This is a genomic window from Acaryochloris sp. IP29b_bin.137 (assembly GCF_028285745.1).
Lineage (GTDB): Bacteria > Cyanobacteriota > Cyanobacteriia > Thermosynechococcales > Thermosynechococcaceae > Acaryochloris.
On the sequence record NZ_JANQOP010000071.1, the window covers coordinates 1 to 20,604 of the forward strand.

The 20,604-nt window shown below is 50.2% G+C and carries 19 protein-coding genes; 5 read left to right on the top strand and 14 right to left on the bottom strand.

The window, feature by feature from the left end; genetic code table 11:
• The coding region (locus tag Q0991_RS05235) for a biotin/lipoyl-binding protein (RefSeq protein WP_299486153.1) at positions 1-978 on the bottom strand (978 nt) is incomplete at its 3' end.
• A 65-nt stretch (positions 979-1,043) separates the two neighbouring features.
• Complete coding sequence (locus Q0991_RS05240; protein WP_299486155.1) at positions 1,044-1,652, bottom strand: TetR/AcrR family transcriptional regulator; 609 nt, start codon at positions 1,650-1,652, stop codon at positions 1,044-1,046.
• Between the two features lie 612 nt (positions 1,653-2,264).
• On the opposite strand from Q0991_RS05240, the gene pruA reads away from it, so the two are divergent.
• Positions 2,265-5,270: an L-glutamate gamma-semialdehyde dehydrogenase gene (gene pruA, locus Q0991_RS05245; RefSeq protein ID WP_299486156.1), complete on the top strand. Its 3,006-nt coding sequence runs from the start codon at positions 2,265-2,267 to the stop codon at positions 5,268-5,270.
• Here pruA and Q0991_RS05250 read toward each other — a convergent pair.
• Positions 5,267-5,851 (bottom strand): L-threonylcarbamoyladenylate synthase, encoded by a 585-nt coding sequence (locus Q0991_RS05250; protein ID WP_299486158.1) that lies wholly within the window; start codon positions 5,849-5,851, stop codon positions 5,267-5,269. The two genes, pruA and Q0991_RS05250, sit on opposite strands and share 4 nt — an antisense overlap.
• Before the next feature lie 100 nt (positions 5,852-5,951).
• Here Q0991_RS05250 and thiO point away from each other — a divergent pair, with 100 nt between their 5' ends.
• Complete coding sequence (thiO, locus tag Q0991_RS05255; protein WP_299486160.1) at positions 5,952-7,052, top strand: glycine oxidase ThiO; 1,101 nt, start codon at positions 5,952-5,954, stop codon at positions 7,050-7,052.
• Here thiO and Q0991_RS05260 read toward each other — a convergent pair.
• The 4 genes from Q0991_RS05260 to Q0991_RS05275 all read right to left on the bottom strand — a co-directional run bounded on the left by Q0991_RS05260 (position 7,049) and on the right by Q0991_RS05275 (position 10,764).
• On the bottom strand, positions 7,049-7,768 hold the full coding sequence (locus Q0991_RS05260; protein ID WP_299486162.1) for a phosphatidate cytidylyltransferase: 720 nt from the start codon (positions 7,766-7,768) through the stop codon (positions 7,049-7,051). The two genes, thiO and Q0991_RS05260, sit on opposite strands and share 4 nt — an antisense overlap.
• Before the next feature lie 195 nt (positions 7,769-7,963).
• Positions 7,964-8,719, bottom strand: a complete 756-nt coding sequence (locus tag Q0991_RS05265) for a superoxide dismutase (RefSeq protein ID WP_299486163.1) — start codon at positions 8,717-8,719, stop codon at positions 7,964-7,966.
• Between the two features lie 164 nt (positions 8,720-8,883).
• Positions 8,884-9,750: a carbohydrate ABC transporter permease gene (locus Q0991_RS05270; RefSeq protein WP_299486164.1), complete on the bottom strand. Its 867-nt coding sequence runs from the start codon at positions 9,748-9,750 to the stop codon at positions 8,884-8,886.
• 3 nt (positions 9,751-9,753) lie between these two features.
• Positions 9,754-10,764 carry a sugar ABC transporter permease gene (locus tag Q0991_RS05275; RefSeq protein WP_299486166.1) on the bottom strand — a complete coding sequence of 337 codons (1,011 nt, stop codon included), beginning with the start codon at positions 10,762-10,764 and terminating at the stop codon, positions 9,754-9,756.
• Positions 10,765-10,980: 216 nt separating this feature from the next.
• On the opposite strand from Q0991_RS05275, the gene Q0991_RS05280 reads away from it, so the two are divergent.
• Complete coding sequence (locus Q0991_RS05280) at positions 10,981-12,849, top strand: bifunctional serine/threonine-protein kinase/formylglycine-generating enzyme family protein (protein WP_299486167.1); 1,869 nt, start codon at positions 10,981-10,983, stop codon at positions 12,847-12,849.
• A 7-nt stretch (positions 12,850-12,856) separates the two neighbouring features.
• Here Q0991_RS05280 and Q0991_RS05285 read toward each other — a convergent pair whose 3' ends face one another.
• Positions 12,857-14,194 (bottom strand): ABC transporter substrate-binding protein, encoded by a 1,338-nt coding sequence (locus Q0991_RS05285; protein ID WP_299486169.1) that lies wholly within the window; start codon positions 14,192-14,194, stop codon positions 12,857-12,859.
• A gap of 97 nt (positions 14,195-14,291) precedes the next feature.
• On the opposite strand from Q0991_RS05285, the gene miaE reads away from it, so the two are divergent.
• Both miaE and Q0991_RS05295 read left to right on the top strand, forming a co-directional pair.
• Complete coding sequence (gene miaE / locus Q0991_RS05290) at positions 14,292-14,918, top strand: tRNA isopentenyl-2-thiomethyl-A-37 hydroxylase MiaE (protein ID WP_299486171.1); 627 nt, start codon at positions 14,292-14,294, stop codon at positions 14,916-14,918.
• Complete coding sequence (locus Q0991_RS05295; protein ID WP_299486172.1) at positions 14,918-15,409, top strand: GNAT family N-acetyltransferase; 492 nt, start codon at positions 14,918-14,920, stop codon at positions 15,407-15,409. The genes miaE and Q0991_RS05295 overlap by 1 nt, the downstream gene beginning before the upstream one ends.
• A 165-nt stretch (positions 15,410-15,574) precedes the next feature.
• Here the strand turns inward: Q0991_RS05295 and Q0991_RS05300 are convergent, their stop codons facing one another.
• From Q0991_RS05300 to Q0991_RS05325, 6 genes are all read right to left on the bottom strand, one after another.
• Positions 15,575-16,162 carry a Uma2 family endonuclease gene (locus Q0991_RS05300; RefSeq protein WP_299486175.1) on the bottom strand — a complete coding sequence of 196 codons (588 nt, stop codon included), beginning with the start codon at positions 16,160-16,162 and terminating at the stop codon, positions 15,575-15,577.
• Between the two features lie 79 nt (positions 16,163-16,241).
• Entirely contained in the window at positions 16,242-18,353 is a 2,112-nt protein-coding gene (locus tag Q0991_RS05305) for a tetratricopeptide repeat protein (RefSeq protein ID WP_299486177.1), read from the bottom strand.
• Positions 18,343-19,686: an AAA family ATPase gene (locus Q0991_RS05310; RefSeq protein WP_299486179.1), complete on the bottom strand. Its 1,344-nt coding sequence runs from the start codon at positions 19,684-19,686 to the stop codon at positions 18,343-18,345. The genes Q0991_RS05305 and Q0991_RS05310 overlap by 11 nt, the downstream gene beginning before the upstream one ends.
• A 98-nt stretch (positions 19,687-19,784) precedes the next feature.
• On the bottom strand, positions 19,785-19,994 hold the full coding sequence (locus Q0991_RS05315; RefSeq protein WP_299486181.1) for a hypothetical protein: 210 nt from the start codon (positions 19,992-19,994) through the stop codon (positions 19,785-19,787).
• Between the two features lie 7 nt (positions 19,995-20,001).
• Positions 20,002-20,367 (bottom strand): Uma2 family endonuclease, encoded by a 366-nt coding sequence (locus tag Q0991_RS05320; protein WP_299486183.1) that lies wholly within the window; start codon positions 20,365-20,367, stop codon positions 20,002-20,004.
• Positions 20,300-20,572 (bottom strand): hypothetical protein, encoded by a 273-nt coding sequence (locus Q0991_RS05325; RefSeq protein WP_299486185.1) that lies wholly within the window; start codon positions 20,570-20,572, stop codon positions 20,300-20,302. The genes Q0991_RS05320 and Q0991_RS05325 overlap by 68 nt, the downstream gene beginning before the upstream one ends.
• Positions 20,573-20,604: the final 32 nt, after the last annotated feature.

The window sequence follows — 20,604 nt, forward strand, 5'->3', positions numbered from 1 at the left end:
AGCGGAGATGCCACTCCCAGCCATAGACGGACTCACAAAAGCCCCCACATCCGCATAAATTTGGGTGACCACCCCATCGAAGGGAGCCAGGATTTTGGCATCCCACAGCTGAGATTGAATCGTTGCGAGTGACCCTTGGGCCGATAAGACCTGGGCACGAGCCTGGGCTATATCTTCTGTTCGGTTCCCCGCCTGGAGGACTGCAAGGGTTTGTTCTTGCTGCGTGTCTCGGGCCCCTGCCTGAGTCACTTCTTCAGCACGAGGTCCTGCCTGCTGCAAAGCTAGAGCTTGTTCCGCTTCTCGCACCTGATTCTTAGTAACATCTCGATCCGTCCGTTTTTGATCGCGACTTTCTCGGGAGACTGCACCTGCTTGATAAAGCTGCTGGTAACGCTGCCAATCCGTTTCTCTTAGCTTTAACGTAGCTTGGGCTTGCTGTAGACGGGCCTCCGCCTGGGCAACTTCCTGGGGACGGCTTCCCGTCTGCAATTGCTGTAATTGGGCACGGGCTTCCGTGAGCTGAGCTTTGGCTTTAGCGATATCCTCTCGACGATTTCCAGCCAGTAGTCGTTGGAGGTTTGCTTCTTGCTGGGCAAGCTGGCCCTGCATCTGAGTCAGTTGCCCTCGCAGATTAGAATCATCCATATTCGCCACCAACTGCCCTTGACGAACGCGATCCCCCTCCTGCACTAATAGCTGTTCAATCACCCCAGCCGATTTAGGACTGAGATTGATCGACCGCGCTGCATAAACTGTTCCATTGGCGGTAATCGTCACGGGTAGCGTTTTCCGTTCCACAGATTGCGTCAGCGGTTGTGTACTGAAGGCCGTTCTGCTACTGATTAAAAATTGGACACCTATTCGCCCCGGACCCAACATCAGCATCAACACCAAGACCCCCCATCGGAGCCGATGCCACGAAGAATAGTGTTTTGACGGTTGACGGGTCTCTGGTGTTGGTATTTGACTCGAAACCACTATTGGCCTCCAAGATATTCAAAAGAGGAATTGTAAGTACTTACTTATAAATTAAATAAAAAAATTTATGAATCAGGTGCAATCCCAACCCATAAGGTTTCAATCAAATTTTGGATAAGTGTTTCCGATGGTGGAAGAACAAAATTTTGCATAGCTGGTTGGATAGATAATTTGTGGATCATATGTTGGGTAACAACGGTATTGATAATGGTGCCAATAATTATCTGTGCAACGGTCTGCGTATCACAGATTCGTAGATGACCTGCTTGCACTGCTCGATCAAGAAAGCCAACTAGGAGTTTTCGATCGCGAATGGGCGGCGGCACTATTGACGGTGGATCGGGCAATTTGCCTTGGGTCATCAACATCAACATACGGGGCATTACGTCTTGATAAAACGCCAGCATTTGTTCACAAATATCGGTAAGTTCCGATTTAATATTAGCTGTAGGTTCATAATTCGCTAAGACCTTTACCCATTGAGGCTTCTCCAAGATACCCATGGCTGCCACAAATAAAGCTTGCTTGGTCGAGAACCGCTTAAAGATGGATGCTTCAGAAATTCCAGCCCGCTCAGCAATATCGAGCGTTGAAGCCCCCATCCCTTGTTCTAGAAAGACTTGTCGGGCTGCAGCCAAGATATCTTCATTTGAAATTTTAGGAGGACGAGCCATTAATTATTAAGCAATTACTTACTTAATAATATACTCTAAAGCATCTCAACCTGTCGACTCAATGTTCCAAAAAGAACTCTCAAAGTAAGATTCTGAGATTAATGATCGCTGCAAGACTAAAGAATGGTTGCTCATTAGCGAAATAAACATCATGGCGCCAACTGGCATCCTCAGCAAATCTAACCAGGGTGTAATGCCACCGCTATAGAAGGCTGAGTAGAGCTATACGCAGAAAGGGGGATCAATCACCAGACAGGACCATACCAGGGCAGGGAGGCAATTAAGCACATGTTCGCAATAAGTTCGGTTAAGTACCTATGGTTTGCCTTGAAAAGACCTTATTTGGGGTTCCTGGCTTAGTCAAAGCCCAGCTAGGCACAGCTACTCCTCTCTATGTGGGTGCGTGCATGAGAAAATTTGCCATCCGTTTGGGTATCATTGCAAAAATCTTACTCCCTTGACCAGCCATCTTCAGAGATTCAAAGTGGCCTGTTTGACAGCTGAGATGTATAAGGATGCGGGAAAAACCAACCTACAGGCCAGCGTCTATAGGGTCTAATCATAATAATGGGAGTAAGTTGTATTCCAACTGCATTGGATAGGGGGAGATGATTGATCACCAATACCTGCGAACTCCTTGAGCCGGAGACCCAACGTATTGCTCGCCTGTTGATGAATGAGATGAGTCGCCCATCATCTTTTGCGACAGAACTGTGGATGCAACCTCACTGGGATGATCGACTACTGGCTTGGGCCATGACGAATCCGGCATTGCAAGTCCAGATCTTTCGCCTAATTGATGTGTTGCCCTCTCTTACGGACAACGCCGATATTACTCGTCACTTACAGGAATATCTATCACTCCCTGAACTCAAATTATCTACAGGGCTAAACACACTACTGTCTTGGGCTCAACCCCACTCGATCTTGGGGAAGGTGGCAGCAGTGACTTTCAAATCAGTGGTCTCCACCTTGGCCCGTCGCTACATTGTGGGGGAAACTTTACCGCAAACGTTGCCGCGTTTGGTGCAACTGCGACAACGTCGTTTGGCTTTTACCCTCGACCGACTGGGGGAAGCAGTAATCACGGAAGTAGAAGCAACTGCTTATCTTCAGGGGTATCTGCACCTGATGACCCAGCTCGCCCAGGCAGCGCAAGCCTGGCCAGACATTGCCCCCATCGATAGGGCTGAGGGAGTGGCCTTGCCCAAAGTTCAGGTTTCCGTTAAACTGACTGCCTTTTACTCTCAATTTGATCCGCTTGATGCCCAAGGGAGTCAGGAAATAGTCAGTCAGCACCTCCGCACCCTTCTGCGTCACGCCCAAAAGCTGGGGGTCGCGGTTCACTTTGATATGGAGCAGTATGTCTATAAGGATCTGACGCTTACCATTCTGAAAGACCTGCTGTTAGAGCCGGAATTTAGAGACCGAACGGATGTGGGTCTTACACTCCAAGCCTATCTGCGCGATAGCCAGCAGGATTTGCAAGCGTTGATCGACTGGGCGCAGGAGCGGGGCGCACCGATCACGATTCGCCTGGTGAAAGGAGCCTATTGGGATCAAGAAACAATTAAGGCGATTCAAAACCATTGGCCTCAGCCCGTCTTTAATGACAAAGCGGAGACGGATGCCAACTTTGAAGCCATGACTTTGACATTATTGGAGAACCATAAGGTTGTAACCGCTGCCATTGGTAGCCACAATGTGAGATCGCAAGCCCATGCCATTGCAATTGCAAACCACCTGCAAATCCCCAAGCATCACTATGAACTCCAGGTCCTCTACGGGATGGCCGATCCACTGACCACAGCGATAGCTAATCTTGGGCATCGGGTCCGAGTGTATTGTCCCTATGGCCCACTCCTCCCAGGTATGGCCTACCTGATCCGACGATTATTGGAAAACACTGCTAATACCTCATTTCTCCGGCAACGGGTTGAGAGTCCAGATCCAGCAACCCTTATAGCGCCGCCACAGGTCAGGCATGAGGATCAGCAACACTCAGTTATTCAGCACCCTACCCCGCTCGATCTGTCTGACAATACTCCCTTTCACAACATTGCCAACACAGATTATTCTCAAGCCACAGCCCGAGAGCAGGCCCAGCAAGCTTTACAACAGGTTCGTCAGGAATTAGGGAAAACCTACTGGCCTTGGATTGCAGGACAGGCAGTGATTACAGACCAAATTCAGCCTTCCGTCAATCCTTCTCAACCCACCCAGATGATTGGTCAGGTCGGACAGGCTATGATTCCGCAGGCTGAACAAGCAATAAAAGCGGCGACCATTGCGATGGCCCATTGGCAAAAAACCTCTACCCAGGAGCGGGTCAGACTTCTCCGTCGAGCCGCCGACTTAATGGAACAGCGTCGCCACAAGCTGGCTGCCTGGATTGTGCTGGAAGTAGGCAAAGTGTTACCGGAAGCCGATGCAGAAGTTTCAGAAGCAATTGATTTCTGTCGGTACTATGCCGATGAAATGGAACGGTTAGCGGCAGGCTACAGTCGAGATTTACCGGGTGAGACCAATCGCTATGCCTATCGGGGACGGGGCTTGGCGGTGGTTATTGCTCCCTGGAATTTTCCTCTAGCGATTGCCACAGGTATGACCGTGGCGGCATTGGTGGCGGGGAATTGTACGATTCTTAAGCCTGCGGCTCCAGCGACTGTGGTGGCGGCTAAGTTAACCGAGATCCTGATAGAGGCAGGTTTTCCCGCCGGGGTCTATCAGTACTTGCCGGGGCCTGGAGCTGAGATTGGCCCCTATCTTATCCAACATTCACGGGTCCATTTGATTGCCTTTACCGGCTCACAAGCTGTGGGCAGCCAAATTTATGCGGACGCTGCGGTTCTGCGTCCAGGCCAAACCCATCTGAAGCGGGTGATTGCAGAGATGGGAGGCAAAAATGCGATCATTATTGACCACAGTGCCGATTTAGATCAGGCGATCGCAGGGGTGATACGATCCGCCTTTGGCTATAGTGGCCAGAAATGTTCGGCCTGCTCCCGCGTTATTGTCCTCGACCGTATTTATGACCCTTTCTTGAAGCGGTTGGTCGAGGCCGCCCAATCCTTGAATATCGGAGCCACTGATCGAGCCGGTACCACGGTGGGGCCAGTCACCATGGCAGAGGCGCAAGCTAAGATTCGCGACTATATTGCTCTAGGCAAAACCGAGGCAAAAGTGGTCTTAGAGCGGACTGCTCCAGAGCCTGGTTACTTTGTGGGGCCTGTCATTTTTAGTGAGGTGCCGCCGCAAGCCCAAATTGCTCAGCAGGAAATCTTTGGTCCAGTCCTTTCCGTAATTCGTGTGCAGACGTTTGAGGATGCGATCGCAGTCGCAAACAACACTCCCTATGCCCTAACGGGTGGCCTGTACTCCCGCACACCGTCTCATATTGAGTTCGCCAAAGCCAACGTTGAGGTGGGGAATTTATACATCAATCGCAGTATTACTGGAGCCATCGTAGATCGGCAACCCTTCGGTGGGTTCAAATGCTCTGGTGTTGGGTCCAAAGCTGGAGGAAGGGATTACCTACTGCAATTTATGGAGCCAAGAGTGGTGACTGAAAATATTCAACGTCAGGGCTTTGCCCCTGTTGGGGACCTCTTCACCTAAATCTGGACAGCTCCCTGACGCAATACCTCCCAACCTTGCCCCGTCCATTTGGTAACCGTCGAGGGCAGTGGATCTGACGATTGAGGTTCGGGCCAAAGGTTCGCTAGAGGAGTGAATACCTCAGGAAAGTGTTGATTGATGTCCTGAACATTGGTTAATGCAGGCTGCCCGGAGCGATTGATGCTGGTGGTGGCTAAGGGGCCGGTCTGCTGCAAAATCATTTGCGCCACCTTGGAATTAGGTACCCGAATCCCAATACTATCGGGATTGAGTGGATTCATGGCTGGAGGGACGCGATCGCAGGCCGGTAACACTAACGTCAACGCCCCTGGCCAATAGTCAGCCGCCATCTGTTGCCATTGCCTAGTCTCCTGCTCATTCCCACGCACATAAGGCCAAAGCGCCTCTGGAGAAGCTCCCATCAAGATTAGAGGTTTATCCGGCTGTCGTTGCTTGGCTGCAAAGATTTGCGAAGCTTGGTCGGGACGAGCGGCCAAAGCCGGAACCGTATCGGTGGGGAAACTAATCAGCCGACCGGAACGAGCAGCAGCAATAAAGGCAGCAATGGGCAGTTGAGTCATGTCAAACGCGGATTAGAATAGGGTTCGGGGAAAGTTTAGTCGTCTGTTTTTGTGCAGCTAGACCGCTAACGTATCTTCTCACCCCCTACCTCAGAAATAAATGAATTCCAGTTCCGATGTCTTAGTGATTGGCGGTGGCGCGATGGGTTTAGCCACAGCCATCGAACTCACTCGCCAAGGGGCACAAGTCACGATCCTCAGCCGTAATTTCCAAGAAGCGGCCCTCCACGCCGCCGCAGGAATGCTAGCCCCTCAAGCAGAAGGCTTAGAGCCGGGTCCCATGCTAGATCTGTGTCTGCAAAGTCGAGACCTCTATCCCGAGTGGACCAGCCAACTGACGGACCTCACAGGCTTAGAAACGGGATACTGGCCCTGCGGGATTTTAGCACCGACCTATGCGGATGCCCCGCCGCGATTTACGGGGGATGCAGAATGGTGCGATCGCACCACCATCCACCAGTATCAATCCAACCTTAGTCCAGACATCATTGGGGGTTGGTGGTTTCCCCAAGATGCCCAGGTCAATAACCAGCGATTGGCCCAGGTGTTACTCCAAGCCGCCCAACAGCTCGGGGTCACGCTAGAAGAAGGGGTGAATGTCACAGGATTTGAGACGAAAAACCACCAAATCCAACAGGTGCAAACCACCATCGGACCTTGGCAAGCTCAAACCTATCTGTTGGCAACGGGATCTTGGTCCCAGGAACTGCTGCCTATCCCCGTCACCCCCCGCAAAGGCCAGTTATTTGCGGTACAGGCGCCCAGGCAAACCTTAAACAAAGTTCTATTTGGGCCAGGGACCTATATCGTCCCGCGCCACAATGGACGCATCGTCGTGGGGGCAACCAGCGAAGAGGTGGGGTTTGCCGCTTACAACACCCCAGGCGGACTCCAATCCCTCCTGGCAACCGCCCTTCGTCTCTATCCCCCCCTGGCGGATTATCCCTTGGAAAAGTGTTGGTGGGGCTTTCGACCCGCGACCCCGGATGAATGGCCTATCTTAGGGCATAGTCCCTATGACAACCTGATTTTGGCGACCGGACATTACCGGAATGGCATTCTGTTAACCCCCATCACGGCCCATCTGATCACGGATCTGATCATGACGGGCCAGGCGGATCCTTGTCTGGCCAATTTTAGCTGGCAGCGGTTTACCCCCTCCTCTCCAGCTACAGAACGTCTAGCGTTAGCCCATTCCTAAAACCACCAGAGGCCCAAGGCCACAGCCACACCAGTCAGGGTGAGGTTATCAATATCTCGGAAGGGTAAGGCTTCGACGAGGGTCACGATCAAGGCAATCGCTGCCACAATGCTGGCCGGGCCAGCCAAGGGAGGCTGAAAATAGTTCAAGCGGTTGAACAAGCTGAGGAAACTCAAGGCAAAGAGAAAGCTACCCGCAAACATCGCCGCAGATCCTGCCCAGCTTTTCTCGGGACTAAAGGGCAGTTTGTGAACCCCCAACCGTCGCCCCACAATATCGGCCAAGCCATCTCCCCCGCACATCATCATTAAGGCCAGAATTCCAACGGGGGAAGTGCGCCAAAATCCAAGGGTACAAGCTACAAATACCAGGCCATAAAACAGTGGGCCTTTGAGAATTTCTTGGGGATCGCCATTACGGGTCATGGCCTGGACGGCCTCGGGGTCTTGAATCCAGCCCATGCCAATGCCAATAAATTGGAGGGTAATGGCTAGGGGCACCAGGGCAGCAAAGTAGCGGGCGCTGGGCTGAGGACTGAAAAAGGGCCAGCAAAGAACAAACAGTGGCCCCGTGCCGATATGAATAATCTTGCGGCTAAGTTTTTGCTCCAATCCATGATGGGCTGCCAGGGCATCCATCATTCGCAACCAGCCTAGGGCTAGCAGCAGGGTAATCACCATAACGACGCTATCCTGAAGCATTGGATGAGTCGTCAATTGTTCCCAAAGCATTCCGACTGTATTTGTGGACTTTTATATCCTTAACTTACTTGGATTGAGGGACCGATTAAAAATGGGGCCAGCCCTAAGCAATTCACCCGACATCGATACAACGCTTTTGCAACCTAGCAGTGTCGCAAGATAGGGGCGCGGACGGCAATCGGCTAGCCCATTGAGGATACTGGGGATGGTTTAAGTCGCAGCTTGATAGCGTGCTTCTACTTCCGCCCAGTTGACGACATTCCACCAGGCATCCAAATAGTCCCCGCGTCGATTTTGATATTTCAGATAGTAGGCATGTTCCCAAACATCATTGCCTAACAGGGGAATATTGCCCTCTAGGAGGGGGCTGTCTTGGTTGGGGGTGCTGGTGACGGCGAGTTTGCCATCTTGAGTCAGAACCAGCCAGGCCCAGCCGCTCCCAAACTGAGTTAAGCCTGCTTTTTTAAACGCTTCTTGGAAGGCGACAAAACTGCCGAAGGTCTCCTCAATCGCTTCCCCAACTTTGCCTATCGGTTTACCCTCAGAATCGGGCGTCATGCTGGCCCAAAATAAGGTGTGATTGGCATGCCCCCCTCCATTGTTGCGCACAGCGGTCCGGATATCTTCGGGCACCGTATTGAGATTGGTGAGCAGCTTTTCGACGGACTGACCCGTTAGGTTGGGGTGTTTTGCGATCGCAGCATTCAAATTTTTCACATACCCCGCATGATGCAGGTCATGATGGATTCTCATGGTTTTGGTGTCAATGTATTTCTCCAGTGCAAAGTAGCTATAGGGTAGATCTGGCACAGTGAATTCTTCACCTGCATTAGCCTGAGCAATGAGATTGCTAGAGGGCGTATCCGTTATCGCCTGGGACCATGCTGCCGGTTGAATGGCATTCCACGTCACAACGCTGACAAACATAACGATAATCAGAAGCGTATTGGAGAATCGAAACCGCATAAACTTGCACCCAAGAAAGTCCTTGATTCTTGCATTAAATCAGATAGGGGTGGCCTAGGACTACTCTTTTTTGCAGGAGTGCCCAGATGAAAACAACCGTTAAATTATCTTATGAAAAATGAAAAATATGGATGCAATTTTAGGCTAGGAATAGAGCGAGCAAACTAGCCTTTGACCGCTCCTGCTGTGAGACCTTGAATAATCTTGCGTTGAAAAAAAAGGACTAGCAAAACGAGAGGGATGGTGCCTAACACGGTGGCGGCGGCAATTGGACCGTAGGGAATTTCAAAGACTGATGAACCGCCGATTTGCGCTGCAGCCACAGGAATGGTCTTCATACTTTCGCGCGTAATAAACGTCAGGGCAAAGATAAACTCATTCCAGGCAAAAATAAAGGCCAGAATGCCGGTGGTAACCAGAGCGGGCAATGTGGTGGGCAATACGATTTGCCAGAGCATCTGCACCGTGTTGTAGCCATCGACTTTGGCCGCATCTTCTAAATCTCTGGGTAACTGTTGAAAGAAGCTGCGCATCACCAAAATAGTCAAGGGTAAATTGATAGCGGTATAAGGAATAATCAGCGCTAGATAGTTGTTGGCGAGGTGCAAAACTTGGACGATTTCTAGTAGTCCGAGAAATAGCAGAATGTAAGGAAACAATGTAACAATTAATACGGCAGCAAGAATAATCTGCTCTCCCGGTAGCCGCAGTCGGGCTAAGGCATAGGCGGCAGGAGAGCCAATGCCCAGACACAACAGGGTAGAGGTGATGGCAACTAAGCTGCTGTTAAATAGATAGCTGGCAAAAGGGCGACGACTGAGCAGTTCTGCATAATGCTGCAGAGTATATCGCAGGGGAATATAGATATTGGGAACCTGGGAAATATCCTCATTCACTTTTAATGAGGTCAAGAGCTGCCACAAGACGGGGGCTAGACTAAATAGAATCACCAAGAAAACGGAGCCAGCCAAAAGCAGCCCTTTGAGAGAGCCAGACGATTGAGCTGGCGTGGACGGTGAGTCGGTCGTCATTGGTTACTGGGCTCCTGAAATATGGGTGCGGAGTTTGGAGAGCAGGAAGGTTGCGATCGCAACCGCCACAATCAAGACTAAAAAGGTGACGACCACTAACGCTGCCCCATAGCCAAAGTCAAGGTAGCGCATGACGGTCGCGTAAATATAAATAGATACCATTTCCGTCGCCCCGGCAGGTCCCCCTTCCGTCATCACTTTAATCAGATCAAAGACGCCAAAGGACTGGGCAAACCGGAACAAGACGGCAATCAAGATTTGCGGCATCAACAGAGGTAGGGTGATTTGGCGAAAGCTCTGGAAAGGTGTCGCCCCATCAATGGCATGGGCTTCGTAGAGATCCTCAGGAATGGACTGTAATCCTGCCAGTAGCAAGATGGCGACAAACGAGGTGGTTTTCCAAATATCAGCAGCGATGGTGGCAAACATCGCCAGGGTGGGATCTCCCAACCAATTAAAGGGGGGTACTGGTATCGAGTTTGGGAAAATCCAACGCAGGAGTATAGGAAACCATCTCAGAAACCTTGGAAGACTCAAGGTACCACTACGCAGTTGCTCCAACCATTCTAATATAGGCAGCCGAAGCAACATATCGTTCAATACCCCGTACTGGTCGTTAAAAATCCAGGTCCAGGTCAAGCCAATCAGAGCGGTGGGTAAGGCCCAGGGCAAAATGGCAATGGTTCTGGCCAGTCCTCGCCCCCGAAAGGTTTGGTTGAGGACGAGGGCAACACCCATGCCCAGAATCATTTCGATGCTGACTGCGATCGCAGTAAAAAACGTGGTATTCCAAATACTTTGCCAAAACCGACCATCACCCATCATCCGGCTGTAATTCCCGGCCCCCGCAAATACAGGCTGTAAATTTGTGCCAAGATTTTTAGTAAATAAACTTAACCAAAAGGCTCGGCCAATGGGATAAGCAAAGACCAATAACAAGAGAAGCAGCGCGGGGGCAATCAGGAACCAACCTGTCAACCGTTCTCGACTGCGTTCAGTGTTGAGGTTGGGCATAGATTCTCTCGGCACAAATAAATCGTCGAACTTCCCTCTAGAATAGTAGATGACGCCCCATCCGCCTGAAACAGTTTTGGCTACGAAAGCGATGTTCCTTGATGTTTGTGTTGTTGCAGCGAGATAAAAAAACTTTAAGCACCACCTCTCATTTTCCCTAATTCAAGGCTAAAGTGGGCTAGAAAAGGCTTTTGCTCCCTCCTCACTGGTTTTGCAATGCTCTGTTGCCTTAATCCTGATTGTGAAAAGCCGCTAAACCCTGACACGCATCAGCATTGTCAGCATTGTGGTCTACGTTTAATCCCGTTGTTAAGTGATCGGTTCAAAATCCTAAAACCTCTAGATCGGGGGGGGTTTGGCAAAATCTACTTGGCAGAAGATACCCATAATCACCATCAGCGCTGTGTGGTGAAGCAATTAGCCTATCAATCCCAAGGAACCTGGGCGATTCAGCGGGCAGAAGAACTATTTACTCAGGAAGCCCAACAGCTCCAGCAATTGGGCAAAAATCCCCAAATTCCAACCCTATATGCCTACTTTACAGAAGGCGCCAACCTTTACTTGGCGCAGGAATTTGTGGAAGGACATACCTTGCTGAAGGAACTGCAGCAGAATGGCATTTTTGGAGAAGCCAAAATTCGGGAACTGTTGTTAAATATTCTGCCAGTCTTGCGGGATATTCATGTTCAAGGGGTGATTCACCGGGATCTAAAACCCGAAAACATTATGCGTCGGAATACGGATGGCAAGTTTGTGCTCATCGATTTTGGGGTGTCCCGCCGCTTTACAGAATCAATGCTGATGAAGACAGGGACGACGCTAGGCTCCCAGGGCTATGCTGCCTTGGAGCAAATGCAAGAAGGCAAATCCATTCCAGCGAGCGATCTGTTTAGCCTGGGTGTCTCCTGTTTTCAATTGATGACCCATAAGGTTCCCTATACGTTTTTCTTACAGTACGGCTATAGCTGGATTAGCCATTGGCAGCAGCATGTTCAAATTCCCTTAAGCTCTCAATTAAGGGCCATCTTAGATAAATTGTTGCAGAACGATTTACGACAGCGGTACGGTTCGGCAGCGGCTGTTCTGGCAGATTTACAAGCGAAGCACATTATCCAAGTATCCAGCACCCCTCCTAAAACCCTATCTCAACTGTCTGTCGCCCCCACGAAACTGGTTTCGAGTCAACCCCATAATCGGCCCGTTTCTCTGCCGCCCCAAACGGTGCTGTCGACTCAGCATCCGCTTTTGAGAACCTTCCAGTTTGAAGTGGTTACGGTTAATGACCAGGGAGAAATAGAGAAACGTCGGCAGCAGGAAGCCGAGTTTTTCCATGAAAAGCTAGGGAATGGGGTCAAGTTGGAGATGATTGCCATCCCGGGGGGGCGCTTTATGATGGGGTCGCCAAGCCAAGAACTGCACCGGGATACCAGTGAAGGGCCCTACCATGCCGTGGAGATTGCACCGTTTTTTCTGGGGAAATTTGTAGTGACGCAACTGCAGTGGCGAGCGGTTGCTGCCTTACCCAAAGTGTCCCAAGAATTGCATTATGATCCGTCTAAATTTAAGGGAGGGTCATACCCGGTCGAGCAAGTATCCTGGCGAGACGCCATCGAATTCTGTGCCCGTCTTACCCAAAAAACTGGGCGTGAATATCGATTACCCAGTGAAGCGGAGTGGGAGTATGCTTGTCGGGCTGGCACCGTAACCCCGTTTTCCTACGGTCCCACCCTAACCTCCCAACAGGCTAATTACCAAGGACAGGCCACCTATGGCAATGGTCCAAAAGGGGTTTATCGCGAATCCACAACGCCAGTGGGGCGTTTTCCACCGAATTCGTTTGGCCTTTACGATATGCATGGCAATGTCTATGAGTGGTGTCTAGATTGCTGGCATCGCAATTATGATGGAGCCCCGGTGGATGGTCGCCCTTGGATGACCACAAAAGATAGTGATCCGAGGGTGCTCCGAGGCGGATCCTGGTACAACAAGCCGAGATACTGCCGAGCCGCCAACCGGAATCGCTATACCCCAAATAATCGGGTGAATGATATTGGATTCCGGGTTGCGGTGACGATTCCTGTCTGACACTCAATCAGGTTTTCAAAAGCTGTCGGGTTTCTTGGGCCGCAGCTTGCATCGCCTGAGCGGGGGTTTGTTGTCCCGTTAAGGCGGCACTCAAATAGCGCTGCAAGATATCGGAAGCCTGAGCATACTGGGCAATCGGTGGACGGAGCACTGAGCTTTCAATCACTTTTTGTAAGTCGGGCAAGTATTGGTACTCCGCCACTAACGCTGGATCCGTAAACAGGGCTTTACGACTGGGAACAAAGCCAGAGGCCAAAATAAACTTACGTTGGGCTTCAGTGCTGCTGAAGTATTGGACTGCTTTCCAGGCTTCATCGGGGTGGCGAGTGGTTTTAGAGATACCGACGCCCCAGCCCCCCTGACAAGCCCCACTCTTAAAGCCTGCCGCATGAACCATCGGCTTGATGCCAAATTTCCCTTGAATGCTGGAGCCAGGGTCGTTGCCAAGCTTCCAGGCATAGGGCCAGTTGCGCATAAAGACGGCGTTGCCCGTTTGAAAGAGGTTGCGGGCCACTTCTTCATCCGTGGCGGTGGTCCCGGGGGGAGAAATTTTGTCGGCGACGGTGGTTTGCAGAAATTGGACGGCTGCGATCGCGGCTTTGGTATCTAACCCCACCTCTTTTGTCTCGGGATTTACCCAATAGCCACCGAAGCCTTCCAACATTTCCACAAACATCGCTGCCGCCCCTTCATACTGCTTGCCCTGCCAGAGATAGCCCCATTCAGCTTTGCCCTGGGATTGGAGGGCTTTGGAGATTTGAAGCAGCTCGGCAGTAGTTTCGGGGGGGTCAAAGCCTGCTTCGGCGAGTAAATCCTGACGATAGTAGAGCATGCCCCCATCGGAGCGAAAGGGCATCCGATAGAGCCCCTCTTCATAGCGGCCTCCATCCACATCTCCTTGCATAAACTCTGCCAGTTCTTCCTCGGAAATTCGTTCGGAAATGTCTAACAGCCATCCCGCAGCGGCAAATTTGGGAGCCCAGACGATATCCATATAGATCAAGTCGTAGGGAGAATCGCCCAGCAGAAAAGACGTGGTATAAAGGTCTTCCCGCAGATTGGTGGCGTTAGGGCCTTCAATCAGATCAATTTTGACATTGGGGTTTTGGGCTTCAAAGTCGTCAACGATTAGTTGCCAGTTGGGAATTTCCTGGGCTTGGAGCATCATGGATAGACGAACGGGCTGCTGAGCCCAGACCCAATAGCTGCCGATCACACTCAAGCAAACGAGCAGACTCAGCAAAATAAACCGCAGTCGTTTTGACAGACGATGGAACGGATTGAGAATGCGCCAGAGTTGCGATCGCAGTTTCATATTGATGAGTCCCTCAGCAGGCGTTCTCATCACTCTAGATCCCCCGTGAGTAAAAATCAAAATCCGACAGTAGGCAAGCCGTCTGCCAGCGATTAAGGTAAAGAAGGGTAAATTCAATGCCAACACGATGATTGATTCAACGCTGCCCACTGATACGCTTGAGCGGGCGCAACCCAAAATTAAGTTTTTGCAGCAACCCACGCGCCCAGACTGGATTGACCAGGCCCTGCAGAATCTAGACACAATTTTGCTGGATCACTCCCACTGTGAGCGTAAGGCAGCGGGGGTGGCGGTCAATATGATGTTTCGGTATCCATCTTATACCAAGCTGGTACGGATGCTGACAGCGATTGCTAGGGAGGAGCTGGAGCATTTTGAGCTGGTGAATCAGTGGTTGGATCGGCGGGGCATTGCTTTAGCGCCTCTCCCAGCCCCTCCCTATGGCTCGAAACTTAGTGCCCAAGTCCGCCGAGATGAGCCAGAGCGGCTGCTAGATATGCTGCTGGTCTCAGGACTGATTGAAGCCCGTAGCCATGAGCGGTTGGGGTTGCTGGCCCAGCATTTGCCAGATCCAGAGTTGGCGAAGTTTTATCGCAGTTTAATGGCGTCGGAGGCCAGACACTATGGGGCCTACTGGGTCTTAGCAACGACTTATTTTGAAGTAGATGTGGTGACAGCCCGCCTGCAGGAGTTGGCCACGGTTGAAAGTGAGTTGCTAGCGACTCTTCACCCTCACCCCCGGATTCATAGCTAATGCAGGACCAATTTCGTGATTTTGTGATTCGATCCTGGCAACCCTCGGATCGGCAGGTGGCGGCGGCAGTGATTCGGTCGGTGCTGGCGGAGTACGGGATTGGTTGGGAGCCAGATGGGGCAGATCGCGATGTGTATGAGGTGGAGACGGCCTATGTTCAGGTCGGGGGGGCCTTTTGGGTAGTAGAGCAGCAGGGCCAGGTGGTGGGAACGGCGGCGTTTTACCCGGTGAGTCGAGGGGTAGGCACGGTAGAGATTCGCAAGATGTATTTGTTGCCTCAGGTCCGAGGGCAGGGTTTAGGGCGTTGGTTATTGGAGCGGTTGGAGCAGGAAATTGTGGCTCAAGGGTTTCGAGAGGTTTGGATTGAGACAGCCTCGGTGTTGAAGGAGGCGGTGAAGCTGTATGAGAGTAGCGGGTATTTGCCTGCGACAGGGATTGAGACGGAGCGCTGCGATTTGATTTATTCGAAGGTTTTGCGATTAGAAGAGTAAGGCGAGTAACCGAATAATGTAGGCTACTTTCCCCTCCTGGGAGGGGTTAGGGGTGGGTTTGCGGCTGGCGCTATTCTTCTGACCCACCCCGCCCGTTGGGCACCCCTCCCGAGAGGGGATGGGCTGCTGAGATGTTTGGGTGAGGTTTGGCTGGTGTTTCTGGGGCTAAGACTTTGCGGGTTCAAAGGTGATGCCTTCGTAGAGGGTGGCAACTGTGAGTTCGACATCAATGGAAGCTAGGGCGATGGTATCGGAAGCAGTCTCATAGGCGCGAAACATCCAGAAATCGCTGTCGGTTTTGATGTATTGCTTTACTTCTAGGTCGTATTGATTAATCAGCAAATATTCTTGCAAGTCTGGAATGGAGCGATAGTACTTGAATTTATCTCCTTGATCATAGTCTTGGGTTGATTTGGAGAGAACCTCAATGATGAGTTTGGGGTTGGTAAGGGTGTCGGTGCGATCTTGATAGGGTTGGGGTTGACCCTGAATCACCATCAGGTCGGGGTAGGTAAATTTATGATATTTGGCGATCCACAGGCGCACATCGCTACTAAAGGGTTCGTAGTTTTTGCCTTGAAGGGCTTGCAGTAGGTAGGCACATAGGCGGGTAATGATGCGATTGTGGTTGAAGGATGCTCCCGTCATGGGAATAATCTTGCCATTGTGATATTCGCTTTTGAAATCAGCTTGTTCTTCTAAAGCCAGGTATTCTTCGGGAGTGTATCGGGTTTTGGCTGCTGCGGTTTGCATGGTAGCCCTGCTGAATGACCTGCCTCAATCATAGACGAGAGTTCAGAGGAGGGCGGTAAAAGAAGGGCGGTAATTGGGGTTAGGGCGTTAATAGAGCTTGAAAAGCTTCGTTGTCCCGAATAGGGTCAAAATCGGAGTCAGTTTTTGCCATTTCCCGATTCTCTTCTGGTGCTAAGGAAATGGCAATCTTTAAGTTTTCTACTGCGGCTTCAGGGTTGGCTTGTAAGGCATAGCAACAAGCTTTGTTATAAAAAGCATCATCTTTATCCGGCTTGAATTGGAGAGCTTTGTCATAGCTTGTGATCGCCTCTTCGAATCGTCCTAAATTCCCCAGGGCAACGCCTCGGTTGTTCCAGGCTTGATCGTCATCCGGCTTGAATTGGAGGGCTTTGTCATAGCTTGCGATCGCTTCTTCGTATCGGCCTAACTTCCCCAGGGCAATGCCTCGGTTGTTCCAGGCTTCATCTTTATCTGGCTTGAATTCGAGGGCTTTGTCATAGCTTGCGATCGCTTCTTCGTATCGTCCTAAATTCTGAAGTGCATTGCCTCGGTTGTTCCAGGCTTCATCTTTATCTGGCTTGAATTGGAGGGCTTTGTCATAGCTTGCGATCGCTTCTTCGTATCGTCCTAAATTCTGAAGTGCATTGCCTCGGTTGTTCCAGGCTAAATCGTAATCCGGCTTGAATTGGAGGGCTTTGTCATAGCTTGCGATCGCTTCTTCGTATCGGCCTAAATTCCCCAGGGCAACGCCTCGGTTGTTCCAGGCTTCATCTTTATCTGGCTTGAATTCGAGGGCTTTGTCATAGCTTGCGATCTCCTCTTCGTATCGTCCTAAATTCTGAAGTGCATTGCCTCGGTTGTTCCAGGCTTCATCTTTATCTGGCTTGAATTCGAGGGCTTTGTCATAGCTTGCGATCTCCTCTTCGAATCGGCCTAAATTCCCCAGGGCAACGCCTCGGTTGTACCAGGCTTGATCGTCATCCGGCTTGAATTGGAGGGCTTTATCATAGCTTGCGATCGCCTCTTCGAATCGTCCTAAATTCCCCAGGGCAACGCCTCGGTTGTTCCAGGCTTCATCTTTATCTGGCTTGAATTCGAGGGCTTTGTCATAGCTTGCGATCTCCTCTTCGAATCGTCCTAAATTCCCCAGGGCAACGCCTCGGTTGTTCCAGGCTTCATCGTCATCCGGCTTGAATTGGAGGGCTTTGTCATAGCTTGAGATCGCCTCTTCGTATCGGCCTAAATTCCCCAGGGCAACGCCTCGGTTGTTCCAGGCTAAATCGTAATCCGGCTTGAATTCGAGGGCTTTGTCATAGCTTGCGATCGCCTCTTCGTGTCGTCCTAATCTACGTAGTGAAACGCCTCGGTGGTTCCAGGCTAAATCGTAATCTGGCTTGAATTGGAGGGCTTTGTCATAGCTTGCGATCGCGGATTGATAATCAGCTCCAGCAGCAAAAAGATTTCCTAGCTCAAAGAACAAATCTACTTGTTCTCGTGAAATAGCATGAATATCATCAATTAGTTCTTGAATTTCTATAATTTTTTGGGTTCGCTCTAGTGGTGAGAGGGCTAAATACTTGTCAAAATCTCCTTCCTGAGTAATTCGTAATGATTCCTGTTGCAAGAGGTGTGAGTTAGTTCCAAACTCCCAAACCCCAGAACGCCAATCAAAAAAGTCAGGTGCTCGTCTTGTAAAGTATTTCAGAGCAAATAAGGGTACTAAGAAGATAAAGCAAATATCAAAGTCATCTCTAAAACGCTCCCGCTGTAGATTCAAATGACCAAGGATGCGGGGTAGTGTGTTGAGGTTGTAATATTCCCCCTCCCCTTGATAACCCGGCTTAATGTCAGAAATCAGTGATTTTTCAATGCCAGTAATAAATAGGACATCAATTTGGTCCTTATTAGGTAAGGCCGCAACAATTTCATAAAGGTTATCGATGGAGGCTTGTAACCGTAAAACCTCGATTGTTTTTCCCTGAGTAGAGACAGACTGATTCCCTCCAACATCCTCTTGCACCCGTTTGATAAGCTGTTCTGCTTCCACGGGCGCGCATCGCACAAACAATAACCCAAAACCCTGGGTATATTGAATCGAACGAATCAATGCCCGATATTCTTTTTGCGGGTCTATCTTGGGTTCTTCACTCCAATCGATAGAGCTTGATGTTGTGGACTGGCTACGAGTCATTCACTTGCTCACGAGAGCGTTTAGTCTGATCCTGCATTTGCTTGAATGCCGCCTTAAATTCAGAAACGTCTTTCAACAGAGGATGAACATCATGCCAAGACTCCTCTTCACAATATTCCAACAGACAACGAGTGAATAACAAACTCCGATGAGCATCGTCATTGATAATTTGTTTAGTGGTATGAACGCCAGCCAATAGATCCCACTGATCAGAATCTACGGTGTCTCGATAGGTCTTGCGTAATTGCCGAATCGCTTGCTGGAGGGCCTCAGCATCAATGGGTAGCGACTCTTCTTCATTGTACTTAATCGCTGTTTGCACCAGCAGCACTAGATTCCGCACATGTCCTCCACTCATTTCGCAGAGCTTATTGAGCGTCTCGGCACTGTCGAACACGTCCGTTTCCAGGGCCAGTCTGTTAGCATCTTCGATGGAATCGATCCGCATTCTAATAATTTGCTGCAGCTTTTTGATTCCATCTGCAAAGCCATCATTATTCCGAGTATGGGTCATAATCATGGGCAAAACAGGCAACGTACCATCATAGATCTCTAGTAAATCGGTAGCTCTACGCGACAACGCTAGAGAAATAGGCACCGTGTAGATGACATCACATGCCAAACCCTTTAACTGTTCAGCCCGATCAATAAAAATCTCTTCGTGATTTGTGCGCCCTCCTTCATTCGTAATCAACGTTACCTTTTCTAGACCATCCGCAATCAAGACCAACCGCTGTTTATCAGCAGGCAGTTTCTGCTTCGCATCATCAATAAACTGATTCAGAGCGGCGATGAGTTTCTCCGTATAAGGATTCAGTGCCTTGCGTAGCTTGGCCCGCTGGGTCGGCTGAGTTTTAAAGCTGGCAGTAATTTTGCCCAGATCACCGACACCGACCTCTGCCCCCGCATTGCTCAGGTTAATTTCCGTCAACATCAAATCTTCAAAAGCCTTTTTACGCTCTTGAAACCAGCTCAGAACCGGTTTGGGGTCAGCTTCCCGGATAGTTTCTAGTAAATGCCTCGTGCACGCGATCAGAATATCGGTATACTCGACATCCTCTGGGTTAATGTCTTGATCTTCTGCCGAGAAATAAACGACCGTGCAGCCTTTAGTTTCCAGATCTTGTTTTAGCCGCAACAGCTCCGTTGATTTACCCCCACCTCGGTGACCAGTATAGAGCTGACAGGTCGGCTCATCTGAAAATCGTATGGTTTTTCCCAGCTCGATCAACACATTGCTGCCTCCTCGCACCTCCTTGCAATCCACATACAATTTGGAATTGGCGGGTAAAGGGGTCGGATTAAAGGCGTTGTAAATCTGACTTATAAGCACTAGATACCGAGGCCATGAACACTCTGTCTGCAATTCTAGAAGGATTGTGACTCAGTTGTGTGAATTATCAAGCCTGTACGTTCACAAGCATCTGGTGGCTAACTGTTCAAAGCGTGTAGTTCTTGCAGAAAATCTTTCACGGCCTGCGGTTGGTCTTGGGGCTGCACAAATTGGGCCAATATCTCAAAATCCAGGTCAGAAAAAAACTGGCTACGAGTCACAACTTCCATCCTTTCACGCAAATCAAAAAGCTGAAGCCGATCATCCTGCCAAATCAAAACCTCTGGCACCCCCAACCCCTGATACATCTCCAGCTTATCTCCCCCCCCCACTCGTCAAATTCACCTCAATCGCAAAATCAGGCAAATCCTTCAATCCCTGCACGCAATAACACTCATCCGGCTCCAGCCCTCTTGCCTTAGCTTCCAGCCGAAACGTCGTCGATCCATATCCATGCAGCGGGGTATCTACCTCTTCTGCATACCGCTCCAGCAAGCGGGCAATCACCTTCTTCAGCATTTCATGTTCAGGCGAAGGCCTAAAAATCTCTAAATTTCCCTGCAAGTACAACAAGCGCAACCCAGGATAATCCTCTAGCGTTGATAACAACCCCTCATACTGCTGCCAAGACACACTGGGGAGAATCACACGCTGATCTTCCGTTGTGGATGGCAATGGCATGAAAGTGGTCATAGTCAACAATCTCCCAAGAGCGGCCTTGATCTTGGATAGTTAATGATTGATTCAGCTCGGCATTGAGCCTAGTTCGTAATCCTGCCAGTGCTTCAGTTGCAGGCTGTCCCTGGCCTTGGTCAAATTCTTTTAGCCCTTCAAGAATTCCTTGCACTGTCTTCAAGTACTCCAAATACTCAATAGGATTCAGCATTGCCAATTTTCTATGTCTACAATTTAGCAATC